Source organism: Streptomyces sp. NPDC102467 (genome assembly GCF_044765445.1).
Lineage (GTDB): Bacteria > Actinomycetota > Actinomycetes > Streptomycetales > Streptomycetaceae > Streptomyces.
Genome location: NZ_JBIWKA010000013.1, coordinates 204,724 through 219,294, shown reverse-complemented (window position 1 = coordinate 219,294; position 14,571 = coordinate 204,724). Strand labels below are relative to the sequence as shown.

The following is a 14,571-nucleotide window of genomic DNA, read 5'->3' as shown; positions in this document are numbered from 1 at the left end:
TGGCGAGCCGGCTGAACTGGGTCACGGCCGGGCCAGTAACGCCGGGGCAGCACGGCGCCCAGGCAGCGGGCAGCGTTGCCCTGGTCCGGGGAGCCTATGTAAATGCTGCGCTGTCCCTACGACGCCGCCCTAACGGGATTTGGGCGTCCAGGCCTCTAGGGCCCTTCTGACGGATCTCCGTGGGAGAAGGAGCGGCGTAGTGGGGTCTCCCCTGCTCGAACGGAGTTGAGAGCTTGGGGAAGCGTGCCCTCGGCGTGCGGTGTGAAGGGACATGTGGCGGAGCCACCTGTCCCTTTGCGCCGTGCGCCGAGGGGGCGTGCCGGGCGTCGTGACGCCGCGGAGATCCGTCAGAAGGGCCCTAGGTGGGGCTCGGGGCGTCCTTGCAAGCAACCGGGCAGCTGGGGCGCGGCGGCAACCGGATCAGACGCTTCGGCGGTCGCCCTTGGCGTCGCAGGGGATCTGGGTGGCCGGGTGGTGGGCGAGGAAGTCGCGGGTGGCCTGGCGTTCCACGTCCGTGATCGCGGTCGGTTTCACGTCGATGATGCCTCCGAAGGGCCGGTCGACGTCGCGGATGATGACCAGCATCGTCGTCAGCAAGGCGGTGATCACGGTGAGGGTGATGAGCTGGCCGCGGTTGTGCCTGCGGGGCAGGCAGACACCCAGCGCCAGCACCGTGATGAACAGGGTGGCGAGCAGGAACCAGAAGATGGCGGGAGGGATGCTGGCGCTGGCCTGGGTGAGGCGTTCCTCGCGCTCGTCGGAGCGCTTGTTGTCGGCGGCGACCAGCATGCCGAAGACGGACTCGCCCTGCAGGGTGCGGAAGGTGCGGCGCACGTCGGTGGACCACACGCTGGGAGCGGTGGAGCCGTTGCCGTTCGACATCGCCGGCCACTCCTGGACGCGTACGGCGCGGGCGTAGCAGACGGCGTCGGCCTGGATCTGGGCGCGCTGCTTGGCGGGTGCGTACTCGGCGGTCTCGACCAGCTGGTCCAGGGCGCGGGCCTCGCCGCGGGAGGCGACCTCGGCCTTGCCGTAGGAGCCGTTCGCGGTCACCAGCACGAACGCCAGCAGTAGCACGGTCAGCGTGAGCAGCGGGCCGACCAGGTCCTTGACCGCCATGCCGGTGTCGTCGTCCTCACTGAGCAGCCGCGGACGCAGCCAGCGGTTGGCCGCAAGACCAACCAACAGAGCGATGACAGCGACGACGATGACAACGAGCACAGACAGCCACCTCAGGTGAGCGAAGGGGATCTGCCCTGCTGCGGGTGCGGGCCGGGCTTGGTGATCATGTCGCGGGCGTGGCCGGCCGGCGACCGCACGACGGTCGTCTGCTTCGAACGGGCGACACCCTTTCCGCCAAGAGGGCGCCCTCGCGCAGGGGCCGGAAGCCGTGCTCGTGGACATCCCCACCGCCGGCACCGCCCTGGCCAGACCGATGACCGCTCAAGCCCGTCCGACCGGCGGCCCGTTACGGGTGCGGGCGCCCACCGCAGGGACAACGCCCCCTGATTCACCGGGCAGACTTCCCCAAGTACGACTGGCACGGCATGCGTGGCGGCGGAGGAGAGCCGGTCGGGGTCGAGGATGCCCACGGTGACGGCAAGCGCCTCCTCCCCCATCTCTGCTTCAGCACCGCCCTCTTCGGAGCGCAGCACCGCAGCGGTTCTCCTGGCTGGTCTCAGCCGAGGATCTGGACCTTGTCCGCTTGCAGCCCCTTTTGGCCTTCTACGGCCTCGAAGGTGACTTTCTGACCTTCCCTAAGGGTCTTGAAGCCGTTGCCTTCGATCGCTCGGAAGTGGACGAAGAGCTGTTCGGCGCCTGAGTCCGGGGTGATGAAGCCGTAGTCCTTGTCATCGTTGAACCACTGCACTACGCCGTTCTGACGCTCAGCCATGCCGCCTCCTCTATGTAGTCAAGCGATGAGAGATATCGATCATCGCGTTCACAGGAAGGGATCGGCTGCATCTGAAGGAGGCGGGGCACAGGTCGACCTGCGCGACAATCGTTCAAGGGTGTCGTGCGTGGGTTGATCTTGTGGGCCGTCTACGGGTCGCCCATCCCGGCAAGGCCTCGGTCCCGCATCCCGTCCCTCGGTCGCACCGGGCTGCACCAGCCCCGCAGGGGGCGAACCGGTGCAACCCGCCAGGTGGTATTGGTGCCTCCCGCGACGGCAGCACCACAGTCTGGGACGGCGCGGCCAGCTCTATCAGCCGGGCCCCCCGGGTCACGGCGGAGCAGGCAGGTGCAGCTCGAGGAGCGCGTGGCCGGTCTCGGTCAGGGTCAGGCGACGACTCCTGGGTGACCACAGCACTCCGGCGCCCGCCCAACGGCGAACTCTCGCCGACCCAGCAGCCCGTCAACCGCGCACTCGCCCAGGCCAGATCGCCGGTCGAGCGAGGTGTTACCCGCCTGAAGTCCTGGCGCATCTTCCGCAGAGCCCGATGCAGCCCAAATCGACTGACGCCAATCGCCAAGGCCGTCCTCACACTCGAGCGGCAACGCCGAAAGAGCTCACTCAGGGGACGACGATGGAGGAGTCCGCTCAGCTCAAGCCATTGAAGAAGGAGAAAGCCGAGCTGAAGCGGGCCGGATGAAGAACTACAAGGTCCCCTGCGACTGCCGGCAACGCGGCGACGGTGTCCACCATGCCGTCCAAGCCGCCCCCCACATGCACAACCTGGCCCTCGCATCATGCCCAGAAGACCGCCATCACAGGCCCTGGCCTGCCCGAACGCAGCCTTGTGCAACACCCTTCAGCGCTCGGGGAAACACAAACGTCTCGGCATGAACGTCCAGGCCCTGACCGACCCCTTTGGCCGCCTGCTGTGGGCCTTGCCTGCCCCGCCAGGCGTGACTCATGACCTGACGGCCGCCCACACCCACCTCATCATCGACGCACTCGTAGAGGCGGGGCTCAAATGCCGGACGGACAAGGCGCACCAAGGAACCCGCCGCCATGTTCACGTTTTGTTCCGGGGCCGCGGGCTCAAGCACGCCGCGACGGCAGAATGAATGAGGCTCACTGCTACCGATCGACCCGATCGACCCGATCGCGACGGAGAGGCCGCACGCCGGACGGCGTGCGGCCATGTTCCGAAGGGAGACTCTGCCTGGTCCAGTGCGCCCCGGGGGTCAGTCGACGTACTGGTAGTCCGTCAAGATCTGACCGAACTCATTGAGCGTGATGAAGTCGAATCCGACCGAATCCGCTGCACCCGTGACTACGGAGTGCATCTCCCAGTTGAACCGCACCGACCGGTGGTGGCCCGTCGCGTTGGGGACCGCCCGGAAGGCGAACTTGCCGGGCTTGACCCACTTTTCGTACGCGGTGCCGACGCGCTCCTCCATCTCGGCGCGACCGCGCACCTCCTGAGCCGGCGTGTAGTGCCGGGCCTCGGGGGCGAAAAGCTCTTCGATCGCCTTACTGCGCAGGCCGGGGTCGGGCTCGTTCCACATGGCGATGTAGCGGGTGGCGAATTCGTTCAGGTTGTCGGTCACGATGTTCTTCCTTCGCTTGTTACTTGACGTCGGCGGGATTCTTGGGCAGGGCCTGCACCACGAGTCCGAGCAGCACGGTGATACCGAGCACGTAGAACAAGCAGGCCCGGAAAGCATCCGAGAAGTCGGCTGTGGCCGGGCTGTTGCCGAGGACGTTGTAGAAGACGAGGCCGATCAGGGCGACGCCGAGACCATTGCCGACCTGCAGACCGGTGGTGAGCACGCCCGAGGCGGAGCCCGCGTGCTGCGGTTTGACCCTGGCAAGCACGGTGGAGACGAGCGGGGCGATCGCGAGGCCCATACCGGCACCGTCCAGGAACAGGCCGGGGATCAACCAACCGATACCGCCGGTGACGCCGACGTGGCCGACCGCCCAGATCTGCAGCACCAGGGCGACGACCCGAATCACGCAGCCGATCGCGATCGTCTGCGGTCCGAGCTTGGCGGCGACCTTGCGCGCCGACATCGAAGTAATGATGTAGCCCACTCCCAGCGCCCCGAACACGATCCCGGAGTTCAGGGGCTCCAGCAGCCGACCCTTCTGGAGATAGAGCGCGAGTACCAGAAAGTACGACGCCATGCCGGCGAAAAAGATCAGCTGGGCCGTCAGACCGACGGCAAAGGCTCTCTCCTTGAACAGTGAGAGGTCCACCGATGGCGTTCTGCCGCCCGCACGCAGCCTGTTCTGCTGCACGGCGAAGACGACGAACAGCGGGAGAGCCGCGATGAGAAGGCCCCAGGCCCAGCCCGGCCAGCCCTGCTGCCGGCCTTCGATCAGCGGAGCACACACGGCTACCAGCGCCATGGTCACCAGCACCATGCCGAGCAGGTCCAGCCGTGGACGGCCCGGGGCCTTCGACTCGGGCACGTACTTCAGCGCCATCGCCGCCGCGACGAGACCGATCGGCAGGTTGATCAGGAAGCAGGCGCGCCAGCCGAGGCCGAACACATCGAACTTGATGAGTACGCCGCCGATCAACTGGCCGAACACGGCCGCGAATCCGGAGATCGCTCCGTACCAGTTGATGGCACGGGCCCGGGCCGGACCTTCGTAAACGGTGGAAAAGATCGCCAGCACCTGAGGCGCCATCAGGGCCGCTGCGGCACCCTGCACCATGCGGAAGGCGAGCAACGCCTCAGGAGTGGGCGCCAGCCCGCAGGCCGCCGAGGCGAGCGTAAAGGAGACGAGTGCGATCACGAACAACCGGCGGCGTCCGAAGAGGTCGCCGAGCCTGCCGCCGGTGATCATACCGACGCCGTACATCAGCGCGTACGTCGCGACGATCAGTTGGATCTGCGCTTCGCTCGCGTGCAGATCGGCCTGGATCGCGGGAATGGCGACATTGACGATGAAGAAGTCGAGGCCGCTGAGGAAGACACCGACCAGGACGATGGGCAGCGTGGCGGGATGCGGCACCGACCGGGCCGGTTGTTGGGTTGCCCGGCCTGAAGACGTGGCTGATGCAGCGGATGTGGTCATGGAGGATCTCCCGATCGGGGCAGGCTGATCTCACAGGCTCCCGGGGGCCTGGACTTGATGCCGCCAATCTCCCGCCGAGAGGTATGGAGTGCAATTACTTCCGAGGTAGGAAGCTCCCACCCCAACCCCTTGACCTGCGGCGATTCCCTGAAAGAGTTTCCCGCCTCAGGGGCGGCTCATACCTCGTACCGCCTCGGCGGTGGCCTCGTCGGCAGGGAAGAAGGACTCAATGATCAACTCGGCCACCGTGATGTCACGCGGCGTGCCGAACGTCGCGAGGGTGCCGAAGAAGGACAGTTGGTGCTCGCCCCTGCGCAACTGCAGGGGAATGCAGATGTCCCCGAGGCCCGGAACGTCGAGTTCTGGTTCCTCCTGGTGGCACGGGTACTCCAGGAGCTCCTCGTAGAGCGGGCGCAGCCGGGGGTCCGCGGCCGCACGACGGCTGAGCCGGCCGAGGAGTTTGGCGCGCCACACACCGAGGTTGATGATCCGCGGCGCCATGCCCTTGGGGTGCAGCACAAGGCGCAGCGCATTCACGGGTGGTTCGAGGAGTTCGGGTGCGGCCCCCTCGGTGAACAGCTCGAAGCTCCTGTTGGTGTCGACGAGGTTCCACTCGCCGTCGACCACCAGCGCCGGGTAGGGGTCATGGCCGCTGAGCACCTGCTTGATGGCGTCGCGTACCGGCTCCATCATCGGGTCCGCGAGCGGCTTCTGCTCATACACCGGGGCGTAACCGGCCGCGAGCAGCAGCGCGTTGCGGTCGCGCATGGGGACTTCGAGGTGCTCGGCCAGTCGCAGCACCATGGCCCGGCTGGGCTTGGCCCGGCCGGTCTCGACAAAACTGAGATGGCGGGAGGAGACTGCGGCTTGATTGGCGAGGTCCACCTGGCTGAGGTGGCGTCGCTCGCGCCATCCTCGCAGCAGCGGCCCTACCTCCGACTGCGTACGCTGCTCGGACACGGCCATGCCCTTGCTCACTCCCCTGCCCGATGTGACGGCTCAGGTCAGGCGCCGATCCCCCCAGACCCGGGCTGTCACGTTAGACGGTCCGCCGCTGCTTGACCAACGGAACGTGACCGTCCACCCATGGCGCACCGGGATGCGTACGGTGCGCCATGGCCCGGGTCCGCCGGGTTCAGGACCGGCCGGGCACACCGCCGGGTCTGATCGGGTCGCGCGGTTCGCGGCGGAACACCTTGCCAGCGGCGTTGCGCGGCCGCATCTGGGCTCGGAGCCGAACTCCCCGAACTCGGCGGGCATGAGGGCACCTCCGTAGGTGGCCTTGCACAGCGAGGCGAACGCCTCGGCCCCGGCGATGGATTATTCGTCGAGCATCATCTGCGGCGTGGCGGAGCACAGAAGGTGATGGTGACCTGCTGCTCGCAAATCAGCCGGGCCGGGTCGCCCCGGCCACGATGCCAAATATGAACCAGGCCATTCGCATGGACAACGGTCGCTCAGCCAACTCCCCACACGGAGCGGGTGGGACGCTGCTCCACCCATCCCACCGAGGAACTGACCAAAACCCTGTTCAGCACCCGCCCCCGATGAAGTCGGTCGGCGTGCTGTCATAGGGCAGTGAGGTCACCCCTTCACTCATCCCGATTCATCTTGCGCTCTCGCCACGCCCACCCCAGGACGGTGATGAGCGTGATGACGACGAGCACGATCGCACCGGTAGGCCAGAACGGGGTGGGACGGTCGGCCGCCCAGTAAAGGAGTTCCACGCGTACCTCTTCCGCCGGTCGTGGGCCAGGCCCGTCAAGCCGCAGCCGTTTCTGGACGCATACCCGCCTTCATCCACGACACGGCAGAGAACGTCGCCTCAGGCCACCTCGTACGGGCGCCGTGCGAATGGACATGACTTCCGCTGGCATCGCGGAATGACCCCCACACAGACCTCCGTAGCCACCCATATCTACTCGGGCCGGCCGGCGCCGCTAGGACGCGCAGCAGACGGACGTGCAGGTACTCGACTACGACCCTGCGCGCGGAGTACGCGGGCCAGAATTCAGTGAGACCGCTGGCGCTTTACAGAATTACGACGTGTGGCTCGCAAGCAGTCACCATCGTGGGTGGCCTGGATATTTGGGCGATCATCAGCACGGCCGCCACCGGTCTGCTCGGCGCCGGTATCGGCAGTGCCGGCGTTCTTCTCAGCGCGCGGTGGCGAGCACGAACATCAGCTGATCAAGATCGGCGTGCGTCCGATCTCCCTGGCAGCTCCCCCTCTGCTTTAGGCGACGTCGGGCCTGGTCATCAGCGGGGAGCGGAGGTGCAGCAGCAGGCTGGGGCCGGTCAGAGGCGGGGGGCTCCAGGTTGCCGTCGCGGTGCCCGTGCCAGCATCGACGGCCAGCCGGACATGATGCGGGGTGGTGATGACGCGGAGATCGGCGACGAAGGTGCCGTCCTGCCAGGCGCCGGATGCGACGGCGGGCCGGCCGAGCGGTGCGCTCTCCCGCCAGTGACAGTGGCCGACATCCACAGCGATAAGTGGCCCGAGCATCGCCCCGCTGCCCGGACACGCGCCCAGGGGCCAGGGCTGGAGCCGCGCAGTCGGCGATGCGGCTCCAGCCAGTCTCACATGGCACGGCTCGGGGACCGGGAGCCTTGAAAAGAGGCGGGCACCAGGCCCTGCACTCTCTCTCCAATTCCTGAGCGTAGAGCGGACGCACGGGCCCAGGGAAGCAGTTCAAAGGGGCCTACATGTTCGATCCTCTGCCACTCCCGGTGCCCGGACCTTACCGTCGCAACTGCCGCAGGGACGACGGCGTTCGCGTAGACAGCCCTGCCTGTATCGCGCGCGTCACCGAGACAACCGCGTACCGCGTGATCTCCGCCGCGAACTGGTACGCCACCCGGTCGGCAAGGCCCATCGCCTCGAACCCGGGCCGGTCGGCCGATGGAACCGGTCAGCCTGTCGCGCAGACTCAAGGCGCTCGGCATCAGGCCCCGGCCCACCAGGAACGCCTCCCTCATGGACCTGGCCGCTGAGCTTCCCGCGTTCGTTTTCAGCCGTCTGCTCGGCTTCTGCGAGCAGACCGCAGCGGACTGGATGTCCGAGCACGGCGGCGACGAGGCCCGCTATGCCGCCCGCCGGGCCCGTGGGGCGGGCTGCGTCCGCCCGGCCCACCAGGGCGATGCAGCACCGGCGCCGCGCGTGCCATGAATCGGTGTTCCGCAGCCGGACGCCGCTGCAGTTGTAACAGCTGAAGCTGTCCCGTGTTGGCACGGTCCACTGTTCCATCTCCCGGTTCTGCCAGGTGAGGGGCGGGACACACCGGGTGGGCGGGGATACCTACAGCAGGGCGCCGCCGGACACTTCGAGGCGCTGGGCGGTGACCCACCGCAGGTCCTCGGAGGCGAGCGCGGCGATGGCGCCGCCGATCTCCTGCGGTTCGCCGACGCGGCCGAGCGCGGTCTGCGCACTCAGGCCCTCGCGCAGCTGCGCGTCGTCCCGCATGGCGCCGCCGTTGAAGTCGGTGGCGGTCGGCCCCGGCGCGATGGCGTTGACGCGGATCTTGCGCGCCCCCAGCTCCACTGCCAACGTCCGGCTGAGAACCTCGACCGCCGCCTTGGAGGCCGAGTAGACCGAGGTGCCGGCACTGGTGTGGCGGCTGAGGGAGGAGGAGACGTTGATGATCCGCCCCCCGTCGACCAGCACGGGCGCAAGTGCCTGGATGAGGAAGAACGTGCCGCGCACATTGGTGTCCATCACCGCGTCGTAGTCGTCGACCGTGACCGCTTCCAGCGGTCCGAACAACCCGATCCCGGCATTGTTGACCAGGACGTCCAGCCGGGTCGCGTCCCAGCGCTCCAGCTGCGCGGCCAAGTGGGAGACGAAGGCAGGAAAGGAGGCCACGTCGCTGATGTCCAGCCGCAGTGCAGCCGTGGCGCCGGCTTCCTGAACGCTCTTGACCGTCTCCTCGGCCTCCTGTGCGTCGCCGCGGTAGGTGACGATGACGCGCAGCCCGTGCCGGGCCAGTGACTGGGCCGTGACCCGGCCCAGCCCACGATTGCCGCCGGTCACCAATGCGATCTTGCCTGACTCCATGAGTGTCTCTCCATGCACGAACGGAAGGACACCGGCGGGAAATGCTCCCGCCGGCCGGATGCGAGTCGTGCGACTCGCCTCCCTTTCCACGTAAACACCTGCCGAGTGGCGAGTCAAGTGACTCGCCTCGTGATAGGTCATACTGGGACCATGACCGCAGGACTCTCCGCGCACCATCAACAACTCGCTCAGCGCAAGCGCGAGGCGATCACCGCAGCGGCCACGAAGCTGTTCCTGGAACGGGGCTATGACGGAACCTCGCTGGCGAAGATCGCGCAGGAAGCAGTCGTCTCGAAGTCCACGCTGTTCAAGCAGTTCCCCACCAAGGCGGCGCTCTTCGAAGCCATCGTCACCGAGTACTGGAAGGGCGGGCCGGACCCGGCGACGCCCGCGACGCAGCCCGGTGACCTGCGCGCCGGCCTGAGCGCGATCGGCCGCCAGTACGCCGACCTGATCGGCCGGCCCGCGATGGCGGCCCTCTTCCGCATCGTCATCGCCGAACTGCCGCGCTTCCCGGAACTGGGACGGGCTCAGTTCGCGTTGGGCAAGCTGCCCTACTTCATCTCCGTCCAGCACTACTTGGAGGCCCAGCACGCCACGGGCACCGCGGTGGTACCTGACGCGGAGAGCGCCACCAACCAGTTCCTCGGAATGATCGCCAACTACGTCCTGTGGCCACGGATGCTGCTCGCCGACTGGAGCCCCGCACCTGCCGACGTTGGCCACGCCGTCGACGAAGCGGTCACGACGATGCTCGCCCGCTACGGCCGCAGCGCCGAGGATCCGCAGCACTCCTGAGGGCTCCGGCGCCGCTGCGGGTGCGGGTGCGGGTGTGGGTGTGGGTGCGGACAACGCCCGCCCCCGGGCCCTCGGAACGCTGCGGGAGGCTGCCGGTCAGCGCCGGGGCGGCCTGCAGGCGTCATTCACGGCGACGGAGCCCGGCGGCTGTGCCGCGTCAGGAATGTAGACGGCGTCCCCGACCGTCGCCTCAGCGCTGGCATGGCGCGGCAAGAGCATGGGAGCCAGGCGCTGTCAGCAACTGCGAGCCATGTCGGCATACCCTCAACCCCTAAAATATTCCGCAAGGTCCGGCACGGATGCTCTAGTTGAGAGCAGGGACTTCTGGCTTCTCTCGGAGGCCGGGTGGAACTTGAGGCAGACCTGGCGGCCTTGAGCATCAGGCGTTGAGCGGTTCTCTCCGCCGCTCTTGCGGCTCGCCAGCACTCCGGGGTCGCTGCGGAAGATCTCCTGCGGCGACCGAGCCACCGGATCGATGCTGGAACTCGCCTGACGAACAGGGAACGTTGCGTACGGGCGATGCGGAACTTGGCCCACGGAGGCCAGTCCGTCTCGTACAGGTGGCCGTCGAACGTCGATCTTGGTGTGGCCTTACTTCAGAGGTAATCGTCTCGCCCTGCCTTGCGTTGGCAAGATTGGTGATCTCTCCGCGTCGACAGGACGCGGGCCAGGACGGAGGGCCAGCCATGTCCATAGCCGCACCTACGAACACGCACACCGTGGTTGACGAGCTGCTGCGCAGGATCGGTGAGGGCGACCCCGAGCGCATTGCCGAGCTGTATGCCGAGCAGGGCGATTGGAAGCTGAACTGGCCGGAGGCCGAGCATGGTCGTACTGCCACGCCGTGGATCCGTCACCGATTCACCCGGGCCGACGCGGCCGCCCACTATCGTGAGCTTGCCGAGCACCACATGCCGGAGCGCGTGGCGACCGAGGTCGAGCGCATCCTCATCGACGGAAACGACGCGGTCGTGCTCGGCGAGATCCGCCGGACCGCCCGGTCCACCGGACGTGCGTACAGCGCGCGGTTCGCCCTGCACCTCACCGTCGAAGACGGCCTTGTCACCCGGCACCATGTCTACGAGGACAGCCTCGCCGTAGCCCAGGCATTCGAGGCGGACAATCGGTGAAGGGTCACAGGCCGAACGTGCAGATGCTCGTCACAGCCACTCGTTGAGGGCTGCGATGACGACCGTGGCTTCGTAGCGGACAGCGAGTTTGTCGTAGCGAGTGGCCACGGCCCGGTGCTACTTGAGGCGATTGATCCCGCAACGCTTCCGCTTCTCCCCCGGCCAAGCCCTCATCCTCCTGCACGAACACAGCCTCAGAACGCACCAACCCTGCACGGTCCTCGCCCGCCAGGCCGTGCAGCACCAGGGCCTGGCCCCATAACCCCGCCCGCAAGGACACCTGCACCAGCCCCACGGCCAGTGGCTGTGGGTGCGCCCGGGGCACGCGCAGGGCTGGCATCCGCCCGGCGCCGCCCGCGGCCCGTTCATCCTGTTCGAACCAGATGTACTGCGGCCCGACATCGCCCGCCTGCTGGCCCCGCTCACCGCACACGAGGCCCCCGCCGTGCTGAGCCCGCACCCCGACGACGCCGCCTGGCTCCAGCAGACGGCACTCCAGCTCCTGGACGAACACCGCGCACTGGGGCGCCGTCCCCTCGACGTCCACCACGCCCTGCGGCGCAGCCTGCTCGAATCGCTGCTGCTGCGGCTTGCCAACGCCCCGGGCATCGCCCCCATCGACACCGACAGGGCAGGCGCCAGCCGCGCCAACAGATACGGGCGCTTCCTGGACACCTTGGAGCTGCACTTTCGCGAGCTGCACCAAGGCGCGGACTACGCCGAGTTGCTCGGCTGCTCGGTCCGCAGCCTCAGCCGCGCCGCCCGGGAAGCCTCCGGCAAAGGGGTACGTGAGCTCATCGACGAGCGGCGCCTCCTGGAAGCCCGGCGCCTACTGGGAGCTGCCCGGTGGGATGCCCGGTCCGTGGCCGACCACCTCGGCTTCACCGATCCCGCGAACTTCGGCCGCTTCTTCCGCGACGGCACCGGTCTCACCCCGGCCGCCTTCGCGGCCCGCGACACGACCCACCCGTGACGGCGGCCGGGCTCCGGCTGCCCATGCGGTGGAACCGGTGGTCGATGCGCAGGTCCGCTTGCGTTGGGGGCAGACCCAGTTCGGGAGATGCTCTTCGGCGTAGCGAGCGCCGAATCCACCGTTCGGGAGGATCTCGCGGATCGCGGCGAGATCGGCCTCGGTGAGGGCGACGTCGGCGGCGCGGGCGTTCTCTTCCGTACGGGTGGCGCTGCGGGTGCCCGGGATCGGGACGATCTGGTCTCCCTGAGCGGCCCGCAGCATTGCGCCACTCGCATGCCACGTTGAGCGGTGGTCGGGCGGGCGGCACGGGCGGTCGGTCAGCCACCCTGTTGGCGCCGAGGCGGGCGGCACAGGCGGTCAGCCAGCCGCCCTGTAGGCGCCGAGGCGGGCAGGACAGGCGGTCAGCCAGCCGCCCTGTTGGCGCCGAGGCGGGCGCGGTGCCGGTCCACGATTCCCTCGACGATCTTCATCAAGCGGTCTCCCGTCCGATCGATGCTTCCGTTCTGTGTGCTGACCTGCGCCCCTTCGAGTACGAAGGTGATCTCGGCCGCGGCCTGTTCGGGGTCGGGCATCTGGGCTTTGGTGCACATGCCGATCAGTCTGCGGGCCTGGTGGGCCTTGTGGTCCTCGATCACCTGCCGCGCCGGATGAAGGCGGTCGGGCAGCTCGGCGAGGGAGTTGATGAACGGGCAGCCCCTGTATGAGATCGCCGGCAGCCCCTCGGCGATGAAGCGGGCCAGGCCCAGAATCTGCTCCTCGGGCCGCTCGGGGTACTCGGTTTCCACGCGGTCGAAGGCCGCCTGATAGTCGGCGGCGACGATCCGCAGCCACTCCGCGACCAGCGCGTCCTTGGTCTCGAAGTGCCGGTAGATCGCCATTTTGGTGGTCTCGGCCTTGTCGGCGATCGCCTGGACCCCCACCTGCCGAATCCCTTCTCTCTGGAAGAGCTCTTCGGCCGCGTCGAGAATGCGCTCCCGCGGCGGCAGCTTCGCCACTCTGCTCGGCCTGCTGAGGGTCGATGCCATGACTACTCCGTCACTCCAGTCGATCGTGGGGGTTCGCACCCTTACGCACCCTTACGGTACCAGCCCGACCCCCTCGATACCGTAGGGTATCTTTCGGAACTCAACGGTATCGGTTAGGGCAGGGAGTGACAGTGAAAGTCTCTGAATACGTGAGCTTCGACGCGGTCGGACTGGCGGAGCTGGTGGCCACGGGCGAGGTGCTCCCCGCCGAACTGGAGGCAGCCGCACGCGAGGCTGTACAGGTGGTCGATCCGCGGATCAACGCCGTCGTGGAGACCTGGCCGTCCGACGACGAACCTGCCCCCGGCAGCGCACCCCTGGCCGGTGTCCCCTTTCTGATCAAAGACATCGCGGTGACCATGGCCGGCAGGCGAATGGAGCTGGGAAGCCGTCTGGCGGCCGGTAACGTCGCCGGCTCCGACTCCTCACTGATGCTGCGCCTCCGTCGCGCCGGCCTCGTGACGTTCGGGCGCACCGCGACACCGGAGATGGCCTACGGCATCTCGACGGAGTCAGCGTTGTACGGCGCGACCCGCAACCCGTGGGACCTGGAGCGGAGCGCGGGCGGATCCAGTGGAGGCGCGGCCGCCGCAGTCGCCGCCGGGGTGGTCCCGGTCGCCCATGGCACCGACGCCGCCGGATCGCTCCGTGTCCCCGCCGCCTACAACGGCCTCTTCGGGATCAAACCCACCCGTGGCCGCGTGTCCATGGGGCCCGGCGTCGACGAGGTCTTCAACGGCCTGGCCGTGCACGGCAGCGTCAGCCGCACCGTACGCGACAGTGCGGTACTGCTCGACCAGATACGCGGCCCGGAATCGGGCGACCCCTACTTCGCCCAGCAGCCGTCACGGCCGTACGCGGAGGAAGTCGCCCGTCATCCGGGCTCGTTGCGCATCGGTGTCCTCGCCCAGGCGTGGGGCGGACGCCGCACCACCGCACCGGTGACCGACGCCCTCTCCCGTACCGTGCGACTGCTTGAATCCCTCGGTCACCAGGTGGAGGAGGCCGAGGTCGACCTCGGCGCCGACTGGGACGAATTCGTCCTGGCCAACGCCCGGCTCATGACGGTGAACCTCACCACCCTGGTCGACGGGTTGGCCGCCGCCTTCGGCCGTCCCATCGACTCCTCGACCCTTGAGCCGGCGACCCTCGCCGGCTACCACTACGGGCAGCGGGTCGGCGGCGCGCAATTCCTCACCGCGCTCTCGATGCGGAACCGGGTGGCCCGAAGCCTGGCGCGGTACTTCGACGCGTACGACATCCTCCTCACGCCGACACTGCCGGAGCCCCCCTTGCCTCTGGGTACTCATACCGAGGGTGCGGAGACGCTGGACGGCCTCGGCTGGATCGAGCGCATCAATGATCTGTCGCCGTTCACCATCCCGTTCAACGTGGCGGGCACGCCCGCCATGTCCGTACCCGTGACGGCCGACGCCGGGACGGGGCTTCCGGTAGGTATGCAGTTCGCCGCCGGATACGGCCTTGAAGGCCGGCTCTTCCGCCTCGCCGGCCAACTCGAACAGGCAACTCCGTGGTCAGGCCGAACTCCCACGGTATGGGCGGGGAACCACCCAGGCCGCTGAAGAAAGCTCCTGGCACGCGGCAAAGAAACA

At 68.0% G+C, this 14,571-nt stretch carries 14 protein-coding genes and 4 pseudogenes; 8 read left to right on the top strand and 10 right to left on the bottom strand.

From position 1 onward, the window contains the following. Positions 1–420 precede the first annotated feature (420 nt). Entirely contained in the window at positions 421–1,221 is an 801-nt protein-coding gene (locus ACIREE_RS27455) for a hypothetical protein (protein WP_404157482.1), read from the bottom strand. Positions 1,222–1,678: 457 nt separating this feature from the next. Next, positions 1,679–1,894, bottom strand: coding sequence for a cold-shock protein (locus ACIREE_RS27450; RefSeq protein WP_404157479.1), 216 nt, complete (start codon positions 1,892–1,894; stop codon positions 1,679–1,681). A 395-nt stretch (positions 1,895–2,289) separates the two neighbouring features. Here ACIREE_RS27450 and ACIREE_RS27445 point away from each other — a divergent pair. From ACIREE_RS27445 to ACIREE_RS27435, 3 genes and pseudogenes are all read left to right on the top strand, one after another. Beyond that, positions 2,290–2,559: pseudogene (locus tag ACIREE_RS27445) on the top strand (transposase family protein); the annotation flags it as partial. Positions 2,560–2,584: 25 nt separating this feature from the next. Beyond that, positions 2,585–2,692 (top strand): annotated as a pseudogene (locus tag ACIREE_RS27440) (IS5/IS1182 family transposase); the annotation flags it as partial. Positions 2,693–2,784: 92 nt separating this feature from the next. Further along, positions 2,785–3,012: a hypothetical protein gene (locus tag ACIREE_RS27435; protein WP_404157476.1), complete on the top strand. Its 228-nt coding sequence runs from the start codon at positions 2,785–2,787 to the stop codon at positions 3,010–3,012. Positions 3,013–3,132: 120 nt separating this feature from the next. On the opposite strand, the gene ACIREE_RS27430 is transcribed toward ACIREE_RS27435, so the two are convergent. The 5 genes from ACIREE_RS27430 to ACIREE_RS27410 all read right to left on the bottom strand — a co-directional run bounded on the left by ACIREE_RS27430 (position 3,133) and on the right by ACIREE_RS27410 (position 7,484). After that, complete coding sequence (locus ACIREE_RS27430; protein WP_404157474.1) at positions 3,133–3,498, bottom strand: nuclear transport factor 2 family protein; 366 nt, start codon at positions 3,496–3,498, stop codon at positions 3,133–3,135. 19 nt (positions 3,499–3,517) lie between these two features. Then, complete coding sequence (locus ACIREE_RS27425) at positions 3,518–4,978, bottom strand: MFS transporter (protein WP_404157472.1); 1,461 nt, start codon at positions 4,976–4,978, stop codon at positions 3,518–3,520. Positions 4,979–5,143: 165 nt separating this feature from the next. Then, a complete protein-coding gene (locus tag ACIREE_RS27420) occupies positions 5,144–5,944 on the bottom strand; it encodes a helix-turn-helix domain-containing protein (RefSeq protein WP_404157469.1) in 801 nt (266 codons plus the stop codon). Between the two features lie 626 nt (positions 5,945–6,570). Next, positions 6,571–6,705 carry a hypothetical protein gene (locus ACIREE_RS27415; protein WP_404157466.1) on the bottom strand — a complete coding sequence of 45 codons (135 nt, stop codon included), beginning with the start codon at positions 6,703–6,705 and terminating at the stop codon, positions 6,571–6,573. A 509-nt stretch (positions 6,706–7,214) separates the two neighbouring features. Continuing rightward, positions 7,215–7,484, bottom strand: a complete 270-nt coding sequence (locus tag ACIREE_RS27410; protein ID WP_404157464.1) for a hypothetical protein — start codon at positions 7,482–7,484, stop codon at positions 7,215–7,217. Between the two features lie 396 nt (positions 7,485–7,880). Between ACIREE_RS27410 and ACIREE_RS27405 the strand changes: the two genes are divergently transcribed. Then, on the top strand, positions 7,881–8,147 hold the full coding sequence (locus ACIREE_RS27405; RefSeq protein ID WP_404157461.1) for a hypothetical protein: 267 nt from the start codon (positions 7,881–7,883) through the stop codon (positions 8,145–8,147). Positions 8,148–8,276: 129 nt separating this feature from the next. On the opposite strand, the gene ACIREE_RS27400 is transcribed toward ACIREE_RS27405, so the two are convergent. Further along, positions 8,277–9,032 carry an SDR family NAD(P)-dependent oxidoreductase gene (locus tag ACIREE_RS27400; protein ID WP_404157459.1) on the bottom strand — a complete coding sequence of 252 codons (756 nt, stop codon included), beginning with the start codon at positions 9,030–9,032 and terminating at the stop codon, positions 8,277–8,279. Between the two features lie 150 nt (positions 9,033–9,182). Between ACIREE_RS27400 and ACIREE_RS27395 the strand changes: the two genes are divergently transcribed. The 3 genes and pseudogenes from ACIREE_RS27395 to ACIREE_RS27385 all read left to right on the top strand — a co-directional run. Continuing rightward, positions 9,183–9,830, top strand: a complete 648-nt coding sequence (locus tag ACIREE_RS27395; RefSeq protein WP_404157456.1) for a TetR/AcrR family transcriptional regulator — start codon at positions 9,183–9,185, stop codon at positions 9,828–9,830. Between the two features lie 686 nt (positions 9,831–10,516). Continuing rightward, positions 10,517–10,960 carry a nuclear transport factor 2 family protein gene (locus ACIREE_RS27390; RefSeq protein WP_404157453.1) on the top strand — a complete coding sequence of 148 codons (444 nt, stop codon included), beginning with the start codon at positions 10,517–10,519 and terminating at the stop codon, positions 10,958–10,960. A 295-nt stretch (positions 10,961–11,255) separates the two neighbouring features. Continuing rightward, positions 11,256–11,933 (top strand): annotated as a pseudogene (locus ACIREE_RS27385) (helix-turn-helix domain-containing protein); the annotation flags it as partial. A 75-nt stretch (positions 11,934–12,008) separates the two neighbouring features. Here ACIREE_RS27385 and ACIREE_RS27380 read toward each other — a convergent pair. Both ACIREE_RS27380 and ACIREE_RS27375 read right to left on the bottom strand, forming a co-directional pair. Beyond that, positions 12,009–12,182, bottom strand: a pseudogene (locus tag ACIREE_RS27380) (aldo/keto reductase); the annotation flags it as partial. 152 nt (positions 12,183–12,334) lie between these two features. Then, entirely contained in the window at positions 12,335–12,958 is a 624-nt protein-coding gene (locus tag ACIREE_RS27375) for a TetR/AcrR family transcriptional regulator (protein ID WP_404157450.1), read from the bottom strand. A gap of 131 nt (positions 12,959–13,089) precedes the next feature. Between ACIREE_RS27375 and ACIREE_RS27370 the strand changes: the two genes are divergently transcribed. After that, the gene (locus tag ACIREE_RS27370) at positions 13,090–14,541 is read left to right on the top strand and encodes an amidase (protein ID WP_404157447.1); all 1,452 of its coding nucleotides are present in this window, start codon (positions 13,090–13,092) and stop codon (positions 14,539–14,541) included. The last annotated feature ends 30 nt before the right edge of the window (positions 14,542–14,571 follow it).